Consider the following 16964-nt stretch of genomic DNA (forward strand, 5'->3'; position numbering starts at 1 on the left):
TCATATAACACATACACTACGCCTCGTCTTAGGGAACTCATAATACCCTAAAAATAGACGGAGGTACTTTACATGAAACACACAATTTTAGGAGCTATATGTTTATCACTAGCAGCAAGTATATGGGGTGGTATGTATGTTGTTAGCAAATACGTACTCGATTTTATCCCACCACTAACACTCGTTTGGCTACGCTTTATCATTGCTTTTGTTGTTTTGTATGGCATTTTGAAACTAGCTGAGAAAAAGCAAAAGAAAAAAGTAACCATTCGCAAAAAAGATTGGCTCCTATTCGCTTGGATTGGATTTATCGGCTATTTCATTTCGATCACATGCCAATTTATCGGAACAAAATTATCCGACGCTCATACAGGCTCGTTAGTTACATCAGCTACACCTGCATTTATGGTTATATTTGCAGCGCTCATTTTGAAAGAAAAACTAAGCGCCCGTAGACTTTTATCTACTATACTAGCGACAATCGGCGTTATTATCGTAATCGGGTGGGATATTGAAATTGGCTCCTATTTTATCGGAACAATCATTTTAGTTGGAGCCGCTATTACGTGGGCTTTACTATCTATTTATGTAAAGATCGCTTCAATCCAATTCTCATCCTTAGTTATTACAACGTATGCCATATTCTTTTCACTCTTTTTTATTACACCTTTTATGATATGGGAACTACAAACATCCTCTATCGGAACAGTAAATACGTACGTAATATTTGGCGTATTATACTTAGGTATTGTCTCAACAGCAGGTGCCTTTTTCCTTTGGAATAAAGGATTAGAATTAATAGATGCAAGCATCGGTTCCTTATTTTTCTTCTTACAACCTATTGTTGGATCATTACTTGGCTGGCTCTTATTAAATGAGACATTAAATAGTAACTTTTTTATTGGCGGTATTCTTATTATATGTAGCGTTTTAATTACTACTTTTGAAAAGAAATAAAAAGCAGGCAGAGATTTTTAGTCTCTGCCTGTTCGTATTATTGGATCTTGGTCGTGAAAACCAATACAAATCGGTATATTACTTTGCACTTCACTACGTACACTTATAAAACTACACAGCGTTTTAGCAATTAAATATAAAGTTACACCGACTGCTTTTTCACTTGTGTCAAAGCCATTTCCATTATACATATCTGCTAATTCTACAGACCCCGGCCCCTCAATATTATATGTCCATTCAGATGCCCCATCATCGTCCTCTTCTTCAAGTGGAATATATTCCTCACAAATATAAAACTGACTATCCCATTCGTTATCAAGGTCATACTCAAAATAAATCGCTTTTGATTCTTCATTAGTAGCCATTTCTACAGCTGCATCCAAACCTACTCGAATACTTTCCTTATATGACTCTAAATCAATTGCTTTAATTCGTTCTGCATATTCTGCAGACGCTAACATGCTACAAATTTCAAAATACTTCGCTTCTATTTGCTCTACTGCTAACGAAAAGACATCCTCTTGCATCTCTTCTAAATACTGAAATATATCCACACTAAACACTCCTCACTCTTTACGCACTCCAATGCGATGGACGGGATAACATTTTCGGTAATTTCGTATGCTTATCCCCTTTCGCTGCGTTAATTTGAACTTGCGTCAGAAAAATACTATTTGTAAAATCAGCCCCGCGAATATCTGCATCTCTTAAATCTGCTCCGATAAGATCTGCTCCTCTTAAATTTGCTCCATTTAAGTTAGCCGCAATTAAGTAAGCCCCCCTTAAATTTGCACCTTGTAAATTTTTCTTTTTCAAATTTGCTCCCATAAGATCTGCTCCGCGGTGAATGATTCGTTTCTTACGTGCAGTATTCATTTCCTTCCATACTAATTCGCTCGTTTCTAAAAGAAGAATGTTCACCTCTGCCCTATGCATTGGAACATTTATTTTCATTAACTCATCTGGATTTAAATTCGAAAGTCGCTCTGTCTCCTCAATTGCGGTCTCCAGCTCTTTATGAATTGGCTGTGTTGCCTTTAAAATAATCGCCTCATTCAAATACCAAAGCATTTCATGAAGCTGATGCATAACCGGAAAAGCATCATACATTTTTCTCGCATGCTTAGCATCTTTCCGCCAATCAATTCCTTTAAACGTACCCTGAGAAATTTTCTGCCCAGCACCGAAACATTCAAATACTGTACAACCTTTATAACCTTTTCCTCTAAGATTTTTATGTATACTACATTTAAAATCTGATTGTAAGTTGGAACATGGTTTACCACCATCTTTATTCACCGCAAAATCTACTGATGCTGCGAACGGTAACGCCACGCAACATAGACCGAAGCATTTTTCGCAGTTTGCTTTTAAATGATCATTATGATTAGTCAAAATCTATACCCCCTGTTGTCTTTTGACTATTTCATAATATTCCAACTGTAATAAATAATCAATTTTAAAATAAACCGGCATCTTTCGTTTCAATTCATAACTTTATCATTCGATTTCCTTTCAATTGAAAAGGACTATTTCTATTTAATGAATTATAATTAAATTATAAATTTTCTAACTAAAAGGAGACTTATTATGGCACTAGAAATGAAAACAAACTGTCAAATTTGCGATCAATCGCTCGAACAAGATTCTGAAGCATACATTTGTGTATATGAATGTACATTTTGCGCACCATGTACAGAAGAAAGACAAAACGTTTGTCCAAACTGCGGCGGCGAATTAGTACGTAGGCCGAAAAAGAAACAATAAAAAGCAAAGCGATATCGCTTTGCTTTTTATTGTTTTCTGAGTATATGAAATTATATCGAACACAACTTAAACATTTAAAAACTTCACACAAACAGGCTCTGGCACAGCAACATCAGATTGTAAAAGTGTTAACTTTCCTGTAGATTCATCTCTTGAAAATAGCACAAGATTATGTGACTTTTCATTTGTAGCAACAAGAAACTTTTCAGTAGGATCTAATACAAAGTCCCTCGGCCAATTTCCTTCTGTAGATGTATGTTCCACAAATGCAAGCTCACCTGAGTTTTGATCCACACTGAAAACAGCAATACTATTATGACCACGATTACCTGCATATACAAAGCGGCCGTCAGAAGAAATATGGATAGCACTGCCTTGACTATTTTCATCAAATTGTTCTGGAAGAGTAGAAATATACTGTAATTCTGTAAAGGATCCTTCTTCCGAGTTATATGTTAACGCAATAACCTCTGAACTAAGCTCCGTCATTACATAAGCGTATTTTCCATTTGGATGAACAGCAATGTGTCTTGGTCCACTTCCCGGATTCACAGACAGGCTATTCACTTCTATTAATGTACTATCTTTTATTTCATACGTAATTAATTTATCTATCCCTAAATCAACACCTACCACATATTTTTCATCAGGAGTGTACCCCGCGTAATGTGCATGTGGTTTTTCTTGTCTTTCTTTATTCGGACCTGAACCTTCATGCGCCATAATAGATGAAGCAGGATTTACAGTTCCATCTTCTTCATTTACTTCAAAAGACTCAATCGTTCCTTTATGGTAATTTGCTGTAACTACTGTATGATTTCCACTATCAACACTAATATGACAAGGAGAAGCCCCTTCTACTACTTGTCTATTTTTCGCTTTTAGTTCTCCAGTATGACTATCAATGGAATAAGCAGCTACACCGCCAGATTCGTCTTCCTTAACAACGGAATAGAGATATTCATTATTTCGGTTAATGGTTACATATGTAGGGTTATCCAACTTAGCGGCAAGTGTTACATTACCAATTTTTTTTGCTTCCGTGTCTAAAATAAACTTATATATTCCTTCGCTATTTTCTTTCGTGTAAGTCCCAACATATCCGATAAACTCTTTGTTATCCTTCATTTTCATAACCCTCTCTCCCTATATTTTTCATTCATCATACTTCTTAAAATATTTTATGTTGAAAGAGTATCCAAAAAAATCGGAGTACCTCTTTATACGTTACCATATTTTATTGGTAAATAACTTTTAAACCCACTTTTTTTGATACGCTGCTATACTTTCATATTCTTCTTCCAATTGACGGGACAGACGAATATAGATTGGCGTTAAATCTTTATATTTCTCCACACTTTCCATGTTTGGCTCATGATGAAAATCTGCACCTACCATTTCAGAAACTACGGATAATGTATCTATTTCACCTAAACTATATAAACCGAGGATTGCAGCTCCTAAGCAAGAGCTTTCGAAACTTTCAGGAACATATACGTCTTGATGGAAAATATCCGCCATCATCTGTCTCCAAAGTTCCGACCTTGCAAAACCGCCTGTCGCTTGAATTTTTTTCGGTTCGCCAATTAGTTCTTTTAAAGCGAGAAGAACTGTATATAAATTATAAATTACCCCCTCTAAAACAGCACGGATAAGATGTTCTTTCTTATGATGCAATCCGAGTCCAAAGAAAGATCCTCGTGCATTTGCATTCCATAAAGGAGCTCTTTCCCCTGCTAAATACGGGTGAAATAATAAACCGTCAGATCCAGGATTCACTTTTGTTGCTATTTCAGTAAGCACCTCATATGGATCTTTTCCTAAGCGCTTTGCAAGTTCAATCTCTGAAGTGCCCAATTGGTCACGAGCCCATCTGAAAATCATACCACCGTTATTAACTGGACCACCGATTACCCAATGGTCTTCAGTTAACGCATAACAAAAAATTCTACCTTTTGGATCTGTTACAGGACGATTTGTTACAGCACGTATCGCACCGCTTGTACCAATTGTAACAGCCACAACGCCAGGATCTATTGCATTTACACCTAAATTAGATAGTACTCCATCACTCGCTCCTACTACAAAAGGCGTAGAAACAAGTACATTCATCTCTTTGGCAAACTCTTCATCTAATCCTGTTAAACTGTGCGTTGTTGGAACAAGCTTTGAAAGCTTTTCATCTGTAATTCCTGCTACATGTAAAGCCTCTTCATCCCACTTTAAAGATTTTAAATTGAACATTCCTGTCGCTGATGCTATAGAATAATCAATTACATATTCTTTATATAACTTGTAAAAAACATATTCTTTAATAGAAATGAATTTATAACTTTTTGCGAATAACTCTGCTTGCTCATTCTGTAGCCAAACTAATTTCGAAAGTGGTGACATCGGATGAATTGGTGTCCCAGTACGAAGGTAAATTTCATGACCATTCATATCATTCTTTATTTTCTCCGCCCAGCTTGCACTTCTATTATCTGCCCAAGTGATACATCTCGTTAACGGCTTTCCCTTTTCATCTACAGCAATGATACTATGCATTGCTGAACTAAAAGAGACACAAAGAATATCATTCGGCTGTACACTACTTATTCGTACAGTTTCTTTAATCGTATTTATTACTGCATGAAAGATTTCTTCTGGGTCTTGTTCTGCTGTTTCAGGTGTAGGAGAATATAAAGGATATTCAATTCCATGACTAGCAATAACAGATCCATCAGTAGAAAATAGAACTGATTTTGTACTAGTTGTCCCAATATCTACACCAATCATATATTTTGAGCTCACCATTTCTTCCTCCTAACAAAAAATTGCTACAGTATCCCACCATAAAAATACATTCCTTTTATCTATTGATAACGTTGTAAGCCATAATTATCTAAATAGAAACATCTTTATCTTAAACAAACATATCGAGTAGTAAAACGCCTCCAAAAGCGATAAATGAAAGTAATGTTTCTAATACTGTCCATGTTTTAAATGTTTCTTTCACTGTTAAACCTAGGTATTCTTTTACCATCCAGAACCCAGCATCGTTTACGTGAGAAAACATTAACGCTCCTGCACCTGTTGCAATGACGAGTAATTCTAAATTCACACCTGTCGTATTTTCAACGATTGGCGAAACGATACCGGCTGCTGTTGTTAAAGCGACTGTCGCTGACCCTGTCGCAATTCGAATTAACCCAGCTACTATAAATGCTAATACAATTGGAGATAGAGCTAAATGCTCAGACATTTGAGCAATAGCATTCCCTACCCCACTATCGATGAGAATTTGCTTAAATCCCCCGCCAGCACCAATAATCGCAACAATTGAACCGATTGGTAATAAGCTATCTTCTGTTATCTTCTTAATAGCTTTTTTATCGATACCTTGACGAAATCCAAGAAAATAGAACGCCGCAAAACATGCAATCAATAGTGCAATTATAGGACTACCGATTAATGTGACAATCTTCATCAAAGTATTAGAAAGAGGCACATAAGGAGCTGCTGCAGCTAAAACCATTAACATAACAGGTAACAATATAACTAAAAATGAAACTCCTATTCCTGGTAATTTCGTTGATTTTGTATTTACACGAATCAATTCCGGCTCATTTTCAGGAATTACACGTTTGTGAATCCATTTCGCAAATATAGGACCTGCAATAATCGCTGCAAAAAATGTAATAATGAGTGAATACATTAGTACCTTCCCAAGATTCGCTTTATAAATACCAATTGCAACTATGGCCCCTGGATGCGGAGGAACAAGGCCGTGTACGACAGATAGCCCAGCAATTGCTGGTAATGCTATCAATAAAATATTTTGTTTCGTTGTTTTATGAATTGAAATTACTAACGGCAGTAATATTAAAATGCCTACTTCAAAAAACACCGGGATTCCAATAATAAAACCTGCAATTAACATCGCCCATGGTAAGTTTTTTATCCCAAAGGATTTAATAAAGAACTCTGCCACTTGCATTCCAGCACCTGACTCTGCCATCATTTTCCCTAAAATTGTACCTAATACTAAAATACCTACTAAATGCCCGAGAACACTGCCGACTCCCGTTTCATAAGCACTCACTATTTTATCCATTGGCATCCCAGACATAATTGCTAAAAACAAACTTGCAATCGTTAAACTAATAAATGCATGCCATCTCCACCACGATACCCCTAAAATAACAATTACGATTGATAATAATGTAATCATTAAAAGGTACATATTCATACGCAATCCCCCCTTTATGTAAACCTTTTCAAATTTCTATATAATAAAAAAAACCTATATAGTTCTTACTTGAGTAAAAGATACCTTTACATATTGATATAATACACTTAAAAGCATCTTCACATCATAATGATTGATATAAAAAGAATCTCCCTTATCAGAGATACAATTTAACTCACCTCTCTGATAAGGGGATTTCTCTTCCATAATTATAATGTTATTGTGATAAACGCTTCGCGCGATCAATTTTCCCTTTTTTAAAAGTGAATGACACTTTCTTCTCTTGCTGTTTTCACGTAGTAAGACTACAAACTCAGTATCCACTTTAAACGATGAAGTTACTTAGGATTTGTCTTCTCATGAAAAACAATTTTCGGAAAGCACCTTCACTTTCATAACATTATAATTTAGGCGCTTTCGCCCAATCAGCAGCAAATTTCTCAATACCTTGGTCTGTTAATGGGTGCATAGCAAGTTGTTCAATTACTTTATAAGGGATTGTTGCAATGTGAGCACCTGCCATCGCTACACGAGTTACATGATCTGGATGTCTGACAGAAGCCGCAATAATTTGTGTATCTAATTGATGAACATCGAATAATTCAGCAATTTTAGCAACTAATAGTACACCATCTTCAGAAATATCATCTAAGCGTCCTAAAAATGGAGAAACGTACGTTGCACCTGCTCGAGCAGCTAAAAGTGCTTGGTTCACAGTGAAAATAAGTGTAACGTTCGTTTTCACACCTTTTTCAGTAAGGTAGCGACAAGCTTCTAATCCAGCTAACGTCATCGGAAGTTTAATTGTAACTTTTTCATCGCCACCGTTAATTTTAATCAGTTCTTCTGCTTGAGCAATCATTTCTTCAGCTGTAACAGCATCTGGCGTTACTTCTGCCGAAACAGATTCAACTTTAGGAACCGCCTGACAAATTTCTGCAATACGGTCTTCAAATTTAATGCCCTCTTTTGCTACTAAAGAAGGATTCGTTGTAACACCAGCTAAAACTCCAAGTTTATATGCTTTTTTTATATCCTCAAGATTTGCAGTATCAATAAAAAATTTCATGATTAATTCCCTCCAGTTTTTAAACGTTGATGAGTTACATGTTTAATATGCTTATCCCGTAAAAGCCCGATTTGTGTGGAATGAAGCCCCTACTTATTAAAGTTTCACTTTATTTCTTTTCTACTGCATGTCCACCAAATTCATTGCGCAGAGCTGCTACAACTTTTCCTGTAAATGTATCATTGTCTAATGAGCGGTAGCGCATTAATAGAGACATTGCGATAACAGGAGTTGCTGTTTGAAGGTCTAATGCTGTTTCTACTGTCCATTTTCCTTCACCAGAAGAATGCATAACACCCTTAATCTCATCCAGTTTTGCATCTTTAGAAAATGCATTTTCTGTTAATTCCATTAACCAAGAACGAATGACTGAACCGTTGTTCCATACTCTTGATACTTTTTCATAATCGTAGTCAAATTCACTTTTCTCTAGAATCTCAAATCCTTCACCAATAGCAGCCATCATACCGTATTCAATTCCGTTATGAACCATTTTTAAGAAGTGACCACTACCAGCTTTTCCAGCATATAAGAATCCATTTTCTACAGCAGTATCGCGGAAGATAGGTTCAACGATGTCCCAAGCTTCTTGATCTCCTCCGATCATGTAACAAGCACCATTACGAGCGCCTTCCATTCCGCCAGAAGTTCCTGCATCCATAAAGTGAATGCCATCTTTCTTTAATTGCTCATATCGGCGGATAGACTCTTTATAATGTGAATTACCAGCTTCAATTAAAATATCTCCTTTTGATAAAAGTGGTGTAACCTCATCAATAACAGAATCAACAACAGCGTGTGGTACCATTACCCAAAGAATTCTTGGTGATTGTAATGACTGAACAAGTTCACCTAAACTAGATGTACCTGTTGCCCCGTACTCTTTCATTTCTTCTACTGCGCTCGTATTTAAATCAAATGCTACTACTTCATGTTTATGATCCATTAAATTTTTCCCTAAATTTAATCCCATTTTACCTAACCCAATTAATCCTACTTGCATAATATAATTCCTCCTCAAATCATCTTTTATTAAAAATCCATATCACTACAATCTGGAATACCTTTCAGCACTGAAATTTTAATATGTACAGAAAGGTATTCACAGTCATAGCTTAAGAATTCAACACATTTTTTGTAATTTGAACAACATTTTCTGTCGTAAATCCAAATAGATTCATGACTTCAGCTCCAGTACCTGAAGCTCCAAATGTTTCAATTGATAGTACTTTTCCTTCTTGTCCTACATAACGTTCCCAACCGAGAGATACACCCATCTCAAGAGATACTCGTTTCGTTATAGAAGACGGAAGAACGGATTCTTTATATTCGTTCGATTGGTGATTGAATAGCTCCCAGCTCGGCATTGCAACGATGCGAACAGAAACTTGATCTTCTTCTAATTTTGCTTTCGCACTAGCAGCTAAGGATACTTCAGAACCTGTCGCAATTAAAATCACATCCGGATTTTCATTCGTTTGTGTTAATACGTAAGCTCCTTTAGAGAGATTCTCTATGTTCGCTTTCGTTTCATTAAACACCGGTAAATTTTGACGACTCAGTACTAAAACGACTGGACCATCCGTTTGCTGTAAAGCATACGCCCAAGCACTTGCTGTTTCATTTGCATCTGACGGGCGGATAACTGTTAAACCAGGAATTGCTCGAAGAGCTGCCAATTGTTCAATTGGTTCATGCGTTGGACCATCTTCTCCTACAGCAATCGAATCATGTGTAAATACGTAAGTAACAGGTAACTTTTGCAGTGCAGCCAGTCGAATGGACGGACGAAGATAATCATTAAATACAAAGAATGTACTTACGAAAGGTTTTACTCCTCCATGAAGCACCAATCCATTCGCTGCAGCGCCCATTGCATGTTCACGTACACCGAAATATATATTTCGTCCAGCATATGATTCTACTGCATATACTGCTTCACCTTTTATATCTGTCATCGTAGAATGAGAAAGATCCGCACTTCCACCGAAAATAGAAGGAATCGATTTCACATAATGATTAATAGCTTCCCCACTTGCAACACGAGTGGAAATCGTTTTTTCAGTATCAAAAGATAGAATGTCTTTCGCTTCAATTAAAACCTCACCTGTAATCGCTTTTTCTAATTCATCTGCCAGTGTAGGATTCGCTTCTCTGTATAAGTTGAACTGCTCATTCCAGTCATTGTCTTTTTCAATACCTTTTTGTTTTAGTTCATTAAAATGAGCTTTTACTTCTTCAGGTACAAAGAAATCTTCCTCATAATTCCAACCATACACTTGTTTTGTCGCTGTCGCTTCTTCTACTCCAAGCGGATTACCATGTGCTTTGTTCGTTCCAGCAACTTTTGGACTTCCATAACCTATAATGGTTCTAATTTCTATAAGAGTAGGTTGATCCGTATTTTCTTTCGCTGATTGAATAGCTTTTGTAATCGCATCAACATCGGTTCCATCTTCAACTCTTACATATTGCCAATGTACAGATTCTGCCCTTTTCTGAATATCTTCAGAGAAAGCAATGCCTAATTCACCATCAAGTGAAATTTCATTTGAATCATACAGTACAATTAACTTGCCAAGTTTCATATGTCCTGCCATTGACATCGCTTCATAAGCGACACCCTCCATTAAGTCACCATCTCCGACTAAAGCATACGTATTGTGATCTATAATAGAGTGACCATCCTTATTGAACTTCGCTGCTAAATGAGCTTCTGCCATTGCCATTCCGACAGCATTAGCAATCCCTTGTCCTAACGGGCCTGTAGTCGCTTCAACTCCAGGAGTATGACCAAACTCAGGATGTCCTGGTGTTTTACTATTTAACTTTCTGAAGTTTTTCAAGTCATCAATTGAAACATCATATCCAGCTAAATGAAGTAAGCTATATAACAGACTTGATCCATGTCCCGCCGATAAAACGAAACGATCACGGTTAAACCATTCTGGGTGATTAGGATTGTAATTTAAATGATTCGCCCATAATGCATAAGCCATTGGTGCTGCTCCCATCGGAAGACCTGGATGACCTGAGTTTGCCGCATTAATAGCATCAATCGATAACGTACGAAGTGTATTCACTGCTAATTGATTTATGTTTTGTGTCATAGTAATCGTCCCCCTAAATGCTTTCATTAAAGAAAGTACTTATTTTTCCGTCTCTTGATCTAACCACCATTTAAATCCACTTTCTTGTAACAGTTCATTAGACGCTTCTGGACCATATGAACCAGACTCATATTCATGAAGCGGTAATAAGTTTTCCTCGAACGCTTCAAGAATTGGTTGTACCCATTCCCATGACAATTCAACTTCTCTCCAATGTGCAAAGAATGTAGCGTCTCCACTCACAGCATCATGAATGAGTCTTTCATACGCTTCAGGTACTCCCACATCCGCTTGCTCACAAGTAAAGTTAATACGCATCGGTTCAATTTCTCCATTTTTCAATGGATTTTTACTGTTTAACTGTAATGAAACGTTCTCACCTGGGCTAATTTCAATTATTAATAAGTTAGGTGCTGCATTTGGATTATTATCTTGATATTGCTGTTTTAACGTATTTTTAAACTCGATTACAATACGAGTAGACTTTTCTTTCATTCGTTTGCCTGTTCGTATATAGAAGGGAACGCCAGTCCAAAATGGATTATCGATCCACAGGCGAGCAGCAACAAATGTGTCTATGTTAGAAGAAGGATTTACTCCTGGTTCCTCTTTGTATGCTACAACTTGCCCGCCTTTTATCTCACCTGCAGCGTATTGTCCGCGAATGATATGGCTTTGAACGTCTTCTTTTTTCACTTTACGAAGCGTTTCCATTACCTTTCGCTTTTCCTCTCGAATTTCACATGCATTAACCTTTTCCGGCAGATTCATAGCAGTCATCATTAATATTTGTAACATATGATTTTGAACCATATCTCGAATGGCCCCTGCCTGGTCATAATATCCTGCCCTTTCTTCAACCCCAACTGTTTCACTCGCTGTGATTTGTACATTCGCTATATGTTCTTTATTCCAAATTGATTGGAGAACAGGATTTGCAAATTCTAATGCCTCAAGATTTTGAATCATCGGTTTACCTAAATAATGATCAATACGGTATATCTCGTCTTCTTCAAACGTGCGACTAAGCTTATCGTTAAGCTCACGAGCAGATGTAAGGTCGTGCCCGAATGGTTTCTCAATCATCAGACGTTTCCATCCATCCGTTTTATCAAGTCCGCTTTCCTTAATATTTAAAGCAATGGTCTCGAAAAATTCAGGAGCAACGGAAAGATAAAACATTCTATTTCCTTTTATATGTAATTCTTCTTCCCTTTCACGAACGACTTGTAATAACCTCTCATAGTCTTCTGGCTTACTCACATCTAATGGACAATAGCGAAAATTATCTAAAAAACCTTCCAGTTCTGGAGTACCTTCTTCTCTATGACGGGAAAACGTCTCTATTGATTCTTTTATTCTTTCTTGAAAATCTACATGAGATACTTGACGTCTCCCAAGCCCGATAACGGATATTTGCTTTGGAAGCTTTTGATCTCTATATAAGTTATATAGTGCGGGGTAAATTTTGCGTTTCGCTAAGTCCCCTGTCGCTCCAAATAAAACAAAGGTCATTGATTCCAATTTCAGTCCCCCTCTTGTTGTATAATCCTTGTCAATATTTTAAAAATGAATTGTACAGAAGCTCATGTTTTATAAAAACAAAGAGTTATCAAATTCCAATTCTTTTTATACCTTTCGCTTTTTAATTGTCCCCAATATTAATAGTGGCAATTCAAAGCATTTCTACCACAACTTACTTATTTATAGAATTTAACAAAACATTTTATATCTGATTACTTTTAGTAATTAAATAATCTTATGTCTAATATATTAATCACATAAATTATTATCGTCAATAAAAATGTCTTGAATTACATACGATTTATTTCGTAATAATTTTCTAAGTGTATTCCTAGTTACCATTCATTTTCAAAGATAATGATCGTTATAATAAATATCAGTTTCATCTAAATCTTCAATTAATTTTGCGTTAAACTCACGAGCAGACATTACATTATAATCAAAAGGCTTCTCTATAATAAGACGATTTAATCCTTTTATAGCTCACAATCCACTTTCCTTAATATTTAAAGCAATGACATCGAATACTTCTGGTACAACAGATAGGTAAAACATGCGGTTTTCAGGAATGTTTAATTCTGTTTCACGCCTCTTTACAAGACTAAACAAATCTTGATAGTCCTCTACATTCGCTGTATTTAATTGACAATAACGAAATGTGCTAATGAATCCTTCTACTCCTGATTCGTCATCAGTAGATCTTCTAGAAAATATAGCAATGGATTGTTCTACCTTTGTTTGAAATTCCACATCTGACATTACCTTTCTACCAATACCGATAATTGAAATATACTGCGGTATATTTTCATTACTAAATAGTTTGTATAAAGCAGGGTGAATTTTGCGTTTCGTTAAATCCCCTGTCGCTCCGAATAAAGTGAAACTTTAATCAGTGGAGTTTTTGTTCATCCCCACTGATTATTAGCCTTCACCAATCGGGCTTTTACGGGCAGTTGATCCTCCACCTAACTTCTGCTTCCGCTGAATTTTTAGGCGGGGGTCTTACTGCCCGGCAAATAGCGGGATAAACATAATGAATAAATCATGTTGCAAAAATAACATCTACCCTTTCTTCATAAAGCTTTACAATTGCTTTCGCAAGTACGTTACATTATTTCACGTACTTTCCCCTTCTCTATATAAAATTCTCACTAACAAAATTCAAAATATTATACTTATTTTTCGTACTTTGCTATGCTATAACCACAAACAGGAGGTATAAACTATGAAAGCACAAATTATCCATTCTTTTGGGGATTCATCTGTATTTCAATTAGAAGAAGTTTCAAAACCAAAACTTTTACCAGGTCATGTTCTAATCGATGTAAAAGCAACAAGTGTAAATCCAATCGATACAAAAATGCGTAGTGGTGCCGTTTCAGCCGTCGCTCCTGAGTTTCCAGCTATATTACACGGCGATGTAGCTGGTATTGTTATTGAAGTAGGAGAAGGTGTTTCGAAATTCAAATCAGGGGATAAAGTATACGGATGTGCCGGAGGTTTTAAAGAAACTGGAGGTGCACTTGCAGAATTTATGCTTGCTGATGCACGATTAATTGCTCACAAACCTAACAATTTAACAATGGAAGAAGCTGCTGCTCTACCATTAGTTGCAATTACAGCTTGGGAATCTTTATTTGATCGTGCAAATATTAAACCTGGTCAAAATGTTCTCATTCATGGAGCTACTGGTGGCGTAGGACACGTAGCCATTCAACTAGCTAAATGGGCAGGCGCTAAAGTTTTCACAACAGCTTCTCAGCAAAACAAAATGGAAATAGCCCATCGTTTAGGAGCCGATATAGCTATTAATTATAAAGAAGAATCTGTTCAAGAATATGTACAAAAACATACGAACGGAAACGGATTTGAAGTTATATTTGATACAGTAGGCGGCAAGAATCTTGATCATTCTTTTGAAGCTGCTGCGGTCAATGGAACTGTCGTAACTATTGCAGCTCGTTCAACCCATGACCTCTCTCCTTTACACGCAAAAGGACTCTCTCTGCACGTTACTTTTATGGCATTAAAAATATTACATACAGATAAGCGTAATGATTGCGGAGAAATCTTAACGAAAATAACGCAAATTGTAGAAGAAGGAAAACTTCGTCCATTGCTAGATTCTAAACCTTTTACGTTTGATGAAGTTGCACAAGCACATGAATATTTGGAGTCAAATAAAGCAATAGGTAAAATAGTTTTGAAAAACGTTTGGTAACTTTCACTAAATAATACAAATAACAAATGTTTGTTGTTGGAAAATAACAGCGAGATCGCTTCGCCTTATCTTTTTCTTAAAAGGCGTGCCACAACCTTAAAAGCTTTCCATCCTTTACAACAAGTAAAAAAATAACAGCTAAATTTTGAGGTGGGGGTCTTACTGCCCAGCAAATAGCGGGATAACATTCAAAAAAACCTTGCAGAAAAATTCTACAAGGTTTTTGTCTATAAATACAAATTAATCACTATATTAAAATGAAAGAGTTTGTAATTCATCACAATAATATTAAATATACGCTGCTTTAAAGGCTTGTTGGACAGCTTGTACTTCTAATGAGTCTTTACCATATAAGTTCGTTGCTACACGAATACAAGCTTCTTTTAATTCTTTAAAATCAGAAGTCATATTTAATTCATCCGTATTTGCATAATAGAAAATATCAAACATTTTATCTTCTCCAATGCCATGTATGTTTACTCCATTATGGCTTCCACCACTAGCAATCAAGTAAGCTACTTTATTAATAATGCTAGAGTTCGTGTGTACACCACCATGATCGTGGTCAGCATCAATAGGTAAGTTATTATAATGCCTATAATCCTCTGGATATCTAGAAGAGATAGATGATGGGTTTTTCATATCTCTAAAAATACGACCTGATTGTTCTCCCATTGTCCAATTGAACTTTCCGTTATTGGCATACTTTTCAACTGCTACTCCTAAAATATCAGATAACGCTTCATTAATTGCACCAGCTTCTCCTGCGTACTCAAGTCCAGACTCATTTCTTGTAACCGCGTGTGTAAATTCATGTCCTGCCACATCAAATGCTCTAACAATTGGATCTCCGTATACTAGCATAGCGCCATTACTAAATGCATTAAACCACTGCTTAGGATTTCCTTTATTCGTACCATTTGTGTTCCAACCATGAACGACAGAAATTACTTTTTGTCCGTTATTATCAAAGCTGTTACGGCCATATTTTTCTTGATAAAAATCATATACTTTCGTTGCTAAATAATGGGCACTAACTGCTTTAGGATCTGTAAAATTTGTAGAATTACTTGTTACTAAATCATCGAGATAACCCCATACATTTCTTCTATAATTATTATAATCTTTATAATTAGCAGTATATGTTTCAATTCCCTTACCACGAGAATAATCTGCAAGCATGTACGTTCCATCACTTCTTTGTGTAATTCCAAACGTACGATTAATACCTAAGTCATCTTTTCCTGTACCTGTTAATTTTGAAGGATCTGTTGATTTATTTGATGTCGCAGATTGGACAATACTACTCTCTACTTGTATACCCAATTTTTGAACGAGTTCTTTTAATAGATTACCACCAAAAGCATCAATTAATACTGTACCGGATACATATTCAGGTGTAGATGCACTAAAAGTAATTTGATATGCGTTTGTAGCTTTATTTGTATTTTCATCTACATATACCACTTGTTTAATTTCTGGTTCTTCAATAAATGTGAGATCATTTCCATAGATGTTGAAAAGCTGTTTCTTTGCATCCTCTTCTGATAGAGTAATAGGTTGTTTCAAATCTTCCTGTTGTTGTAAATCTTGAGCACTATCTCCCGAAACGCTCGTAAGTACACCATCATCATTAATATGTGCTGTTAGTTGATATCCGTATACATCACGTCCTTCATACGTTTGTTGAAGACGTACCAATGTAGTACCATCATAAGATTTACGACTTTGCGTAACATTATAATTAACTTTGGATTCCGTATTAACTTGCTTTGATGATAATGCTTGTTCTGTTTTTCCTTTTAGTGCATCCTTTGCTACATTTTCTGCCGAATTTTGAGAAGGTGCTGTTAAATTACCTGTTCGGAACGTATCTTCCTTTGTTTCCACTTTTAAATCTTCTGTTTCCGCATGTACTCCTCCATAAGGCATAATCGCCGATAACACCACTCCTGTAGTTAAACCTACCTTTACGAAATTATTCATATTTTTACTCCTTTATAATCGTATTATTAAATTAAATAAATGTATTTTAGAATTTTAAGCATAGATAAAAAATTTTAACTATGGCCAATCGTTTTTACA

At 36.0% G+C, this 16964-nt stretch carries 13 protein-coding genes and 1 pseudogene; 3 read left to right on the forward strand and 11 right to left on the reverse strand.

Annotated elements, in window-relative coordinates:
• Nucleotides 1-72: 72 nt before the first annotated feature.
• Nucleotides 73-957 carry a DMT family transporter gene (locus EBQ15_RS11700; RefSeq protein ID WP_000683261.1) on the forward strand — a complete coding sequence of 295 codons (885 nt, stop codon included), beginning with the start codon at nucleotides 73-75 and terminating at the stop codon, nucleotides 955-957.
• 17 nt (nucleotides 958-974) lie between these two features.
• Here EBQ15_RS11700 and EBQ15_RS11705 read toward each other — a convergent pair whose 3' ends face one another.
• Entirely contained in the window at nucleotides 975-1511 is a 537-nt protein-coding gene (locus EBQ15_RS11705) for a hypothetical protein (protein WP_000350929.1), read from the reverse strand.
• Between the two features lie 19 nt (nucleotides 1512-1530).
• Nucleotides 1531-2352: a pentapeptide repeat-containing protein gene (locus EBQ15_RS11710; RefSeq protein WP_000181427.1), complete on the reverse strand. Its 822-nt coding sequence runs from the start codon at nucleotides 2350-2352 to the stop codon at nucleotides 1531-1533.
• 195 nt (nucleotides 2353-2547) lie between these two features.
• On the opposite strand from EBQ15_RS11710, the gene EBQ15_RS11715 reads away from it, so the two are divergent.
• Nucleotides 2548-2724, forward strand: coding sequence for a DUF1272 domain-containing protein (locus tag EBQ15_RS11715; protein ID WP_001162791.1), 177 nt, complete (start codon nucleotides 2548-2550; stop codon nucleotides 2722-2724).
• A gap of 66 nt (nucleotides 2725-2790) precedes the next feature.
• Here EBQ15_RS11715 and EBQ15_RS11720 read toward each other — a convergent pair whose 3' ends face one another.
• From EBQ15_RS11720 to EBQ15_RS11755, 8 genes and pseudogenes are all read right to left on the reverse strand, one after another.
• Nucleotides 2791-3858, reverse strand: coding sequence for a lactonase family protein (locus EBQ15_RS11720; protein ID WP_000782212.1), 1068 nt, complete (start codon nucleotides 3856-3858; stop codon nucleotides 2791-2793).
• Between the two features lie 120 nt (nucleotides 3859-3978).
• Nucleotides 3979-5520, reverse strand: a complete 1542-nt coding sequence (gene gntK / locus EBQ15_RS11725; RefSeq protein WP_000254933.1) for a gluconokinase — start codon at nucleotides 5518-5520, stop codon at nucleotides 3979-3981.
• A gap of 109 nt (nucleotides 5521-5629) precedes the next feature.
• On the reverse strand, nucleotides 5630-6955 hold the full coding sequence (gene gntP, locus EBQ15_RS11730; protein ID WP_001057623.1) for a gluconate permease GntP: 1326 nt from the start codon (nucleotides 6953-6955) through the stop codon (nucleotides 5630-5632).
• 400 nt (nucleotides 6956-7355) lie between these two features.
• Nucleotides 7356-8024, reverse strand: a complete 669-nt coding sequence (fsa, locus tag EBQ15_RS11735; protein WP_000667676.1) for a fructose-6-phosphate aldolase — start codon at nucleotides 8022-8024, stop codon at nucleotides 7356-7358.
• 109 nt (nucleotides 8025-8133) lie between these two features.
• Nucleotides 8134-9027 (reverse strand): phosphogluconate dehydrogenase (NAD(+)-dependent, decarboxylating), encoded by an 894-nt coding sequence (gnd, locus tag EBQ15_RS11740; RefSeq protein ID WP_001195922.1) that lies wholly within the window; start codon nucleotides 9025-9027, stop codon nucleotides 8134-8136.
• 112 nt (nucleotides 9028-9139) lie between these two features.
• Nucleotides 9140-11134 (reverse strand): transketolase, encoded by a 1995-nt coding sequence (tkt, locus tag EBQ15_RS11745; protein ID WP_000193049.1) that lies wholly within the window; start codon nucleotides 11132-11134, stop codon nucleotides 9140-9142.
• 39 nt (nucleotides 11135-11173) lie between these two features.
• Nucleotides 11174-12658 carry a glucose-6-phosphate dehydrogenase gene (gene zwf / locus EBQ15_RS11750; protein ID WP_000445362.1) on the reverse strand — a complete coding sequence of 495 codons (1485 nt, stop codon included), beginning with the start codon at nucleotides 12656-12658 and terminating at the stop codon, nucleotides 11174-11176.
• Between the two features lie 348 nt (nucleotides 12659-13006).
• Nucleotides 13007-13543: pseudogene (locus EBQ15_RS11755) on the reverse strand (glucose-6-phosphate dehydrogenase); the annotation flags it as partial.
• A gap of 340 nt (nucleotides 13544-13883) precedes the next feature.
• Between EBQ15_RS11755 and EBQ15_RS11760 the strand changes: the two are divergent.
• Entirely contained in the window at nucleotides 13884-14879 is a 996-nt protein-coding gene (locus EBQ15_RS11760) for a zinc-dependent alcohol dehydrogenase family protein (protein ID WP_000647253.1), read from the forward strand.
• 288 nt (nucleotides 14880-15167) lie between these two features.
• Here the strand turns inward: EBQ15_RS11760 and EBQ15_RS11765 are convergent, their stop codons facing one another.
• Nucleotides 15168-16865 (reverse strand): M4 family metallopeptidase, encoded by a 1698-nt coding sequence (locus EBQ15_RS11765; RefSeq protein WP_001058947.1) that lies wholly within the window; start codon nucleotides 16863-16865, stop codon nucleotides 15168-15170.
• Nucleotides 16866-16964: the final 99 nt, after the last annotated feature.

Origin of the sequence: Bacillus sp. 2D03, from assembly GCF_003946765.1 — a bacterium.
Lineage (GTDB): Bacteria > Bacillota > Bacilli > Bacillales > Bacillaceae_G > Bacillus_A > Bacillus_A cereus.

What these genes read in the sequence shown, in the direction of transcription:
- EBQ15_RS11765 (WP_001058947.1), bottom strand. Translation starts at nt 16,865, where the DNA reads ATGAATAATTTCGTAAAGGTAGGTTTAACTACAGGAGTGGTGTTATCG.
- gntP (WP_001057623.1), bottom strand. Translation starts at nt 6,955, where the DNA reads ATGAATATGTACCTTTTAATGATTACATTATTATCAATCGTAATTGTT.
- EBQ15_RS11760 (WP_000647253.1), top strand. Translation starts at nt 13,884, where the DNA reads ATGAAAGCACAAATTATCCATTCTTTTGGGGATTCATCTGTATTTCAA.
- gntK (WP_000254933.1), bottom strand. Translation starts at nt 5,520, where the DNA reads ATGGTGAGCTCAAAATATATGATTGGTGTAGATATTGGGACAACTAGT.
- fsa (WP_000667676.1), bottom strand. Translation starts at nt 8,024, where the DNA reads ATGAAATTTTTTATTGATACTGCAAATCTTGAGGATATAAAAAAAGCA.
- gnd (WP_001195922.1), bottom strand. Translation starts at nt 9,027, where the DNA reads ATGCAAGTAGGATTAATTGGGTTAGGTAAAATGGGATTAAATTTAGGG.
- tkt (WP_000193049.1), bottom strand. Translation starts at nt 11,134, where the DNA reads ATGACACAAAACATAAATCAATTAGCAGTGAATACACTTCGTACGTTA.
- EBQ15_RS11700 (WP_000683261.1), top strand. Translation starts at nt 73, where the DNA reads ATGAAACACACAATTTTAGGAGCTATATGTTTATCACTAGCAGCAAGT.
- EBQ15_RS11715 (WP_001162791.1), top strand. Translation starts at nt 2,548, where the DNA reads ATGGCACTAGAAATGAAAACAAACTGTCAAATTTGCGATCAATCGCTC.
- EBQ15_RS11720 (WP_000782212.1), bottom strand. Translation starts at nt 3,858, where the DNA reads ATGAAAATGAAGGATAACAAAGAGTTTATCGGATATGTTGGGACTTAC.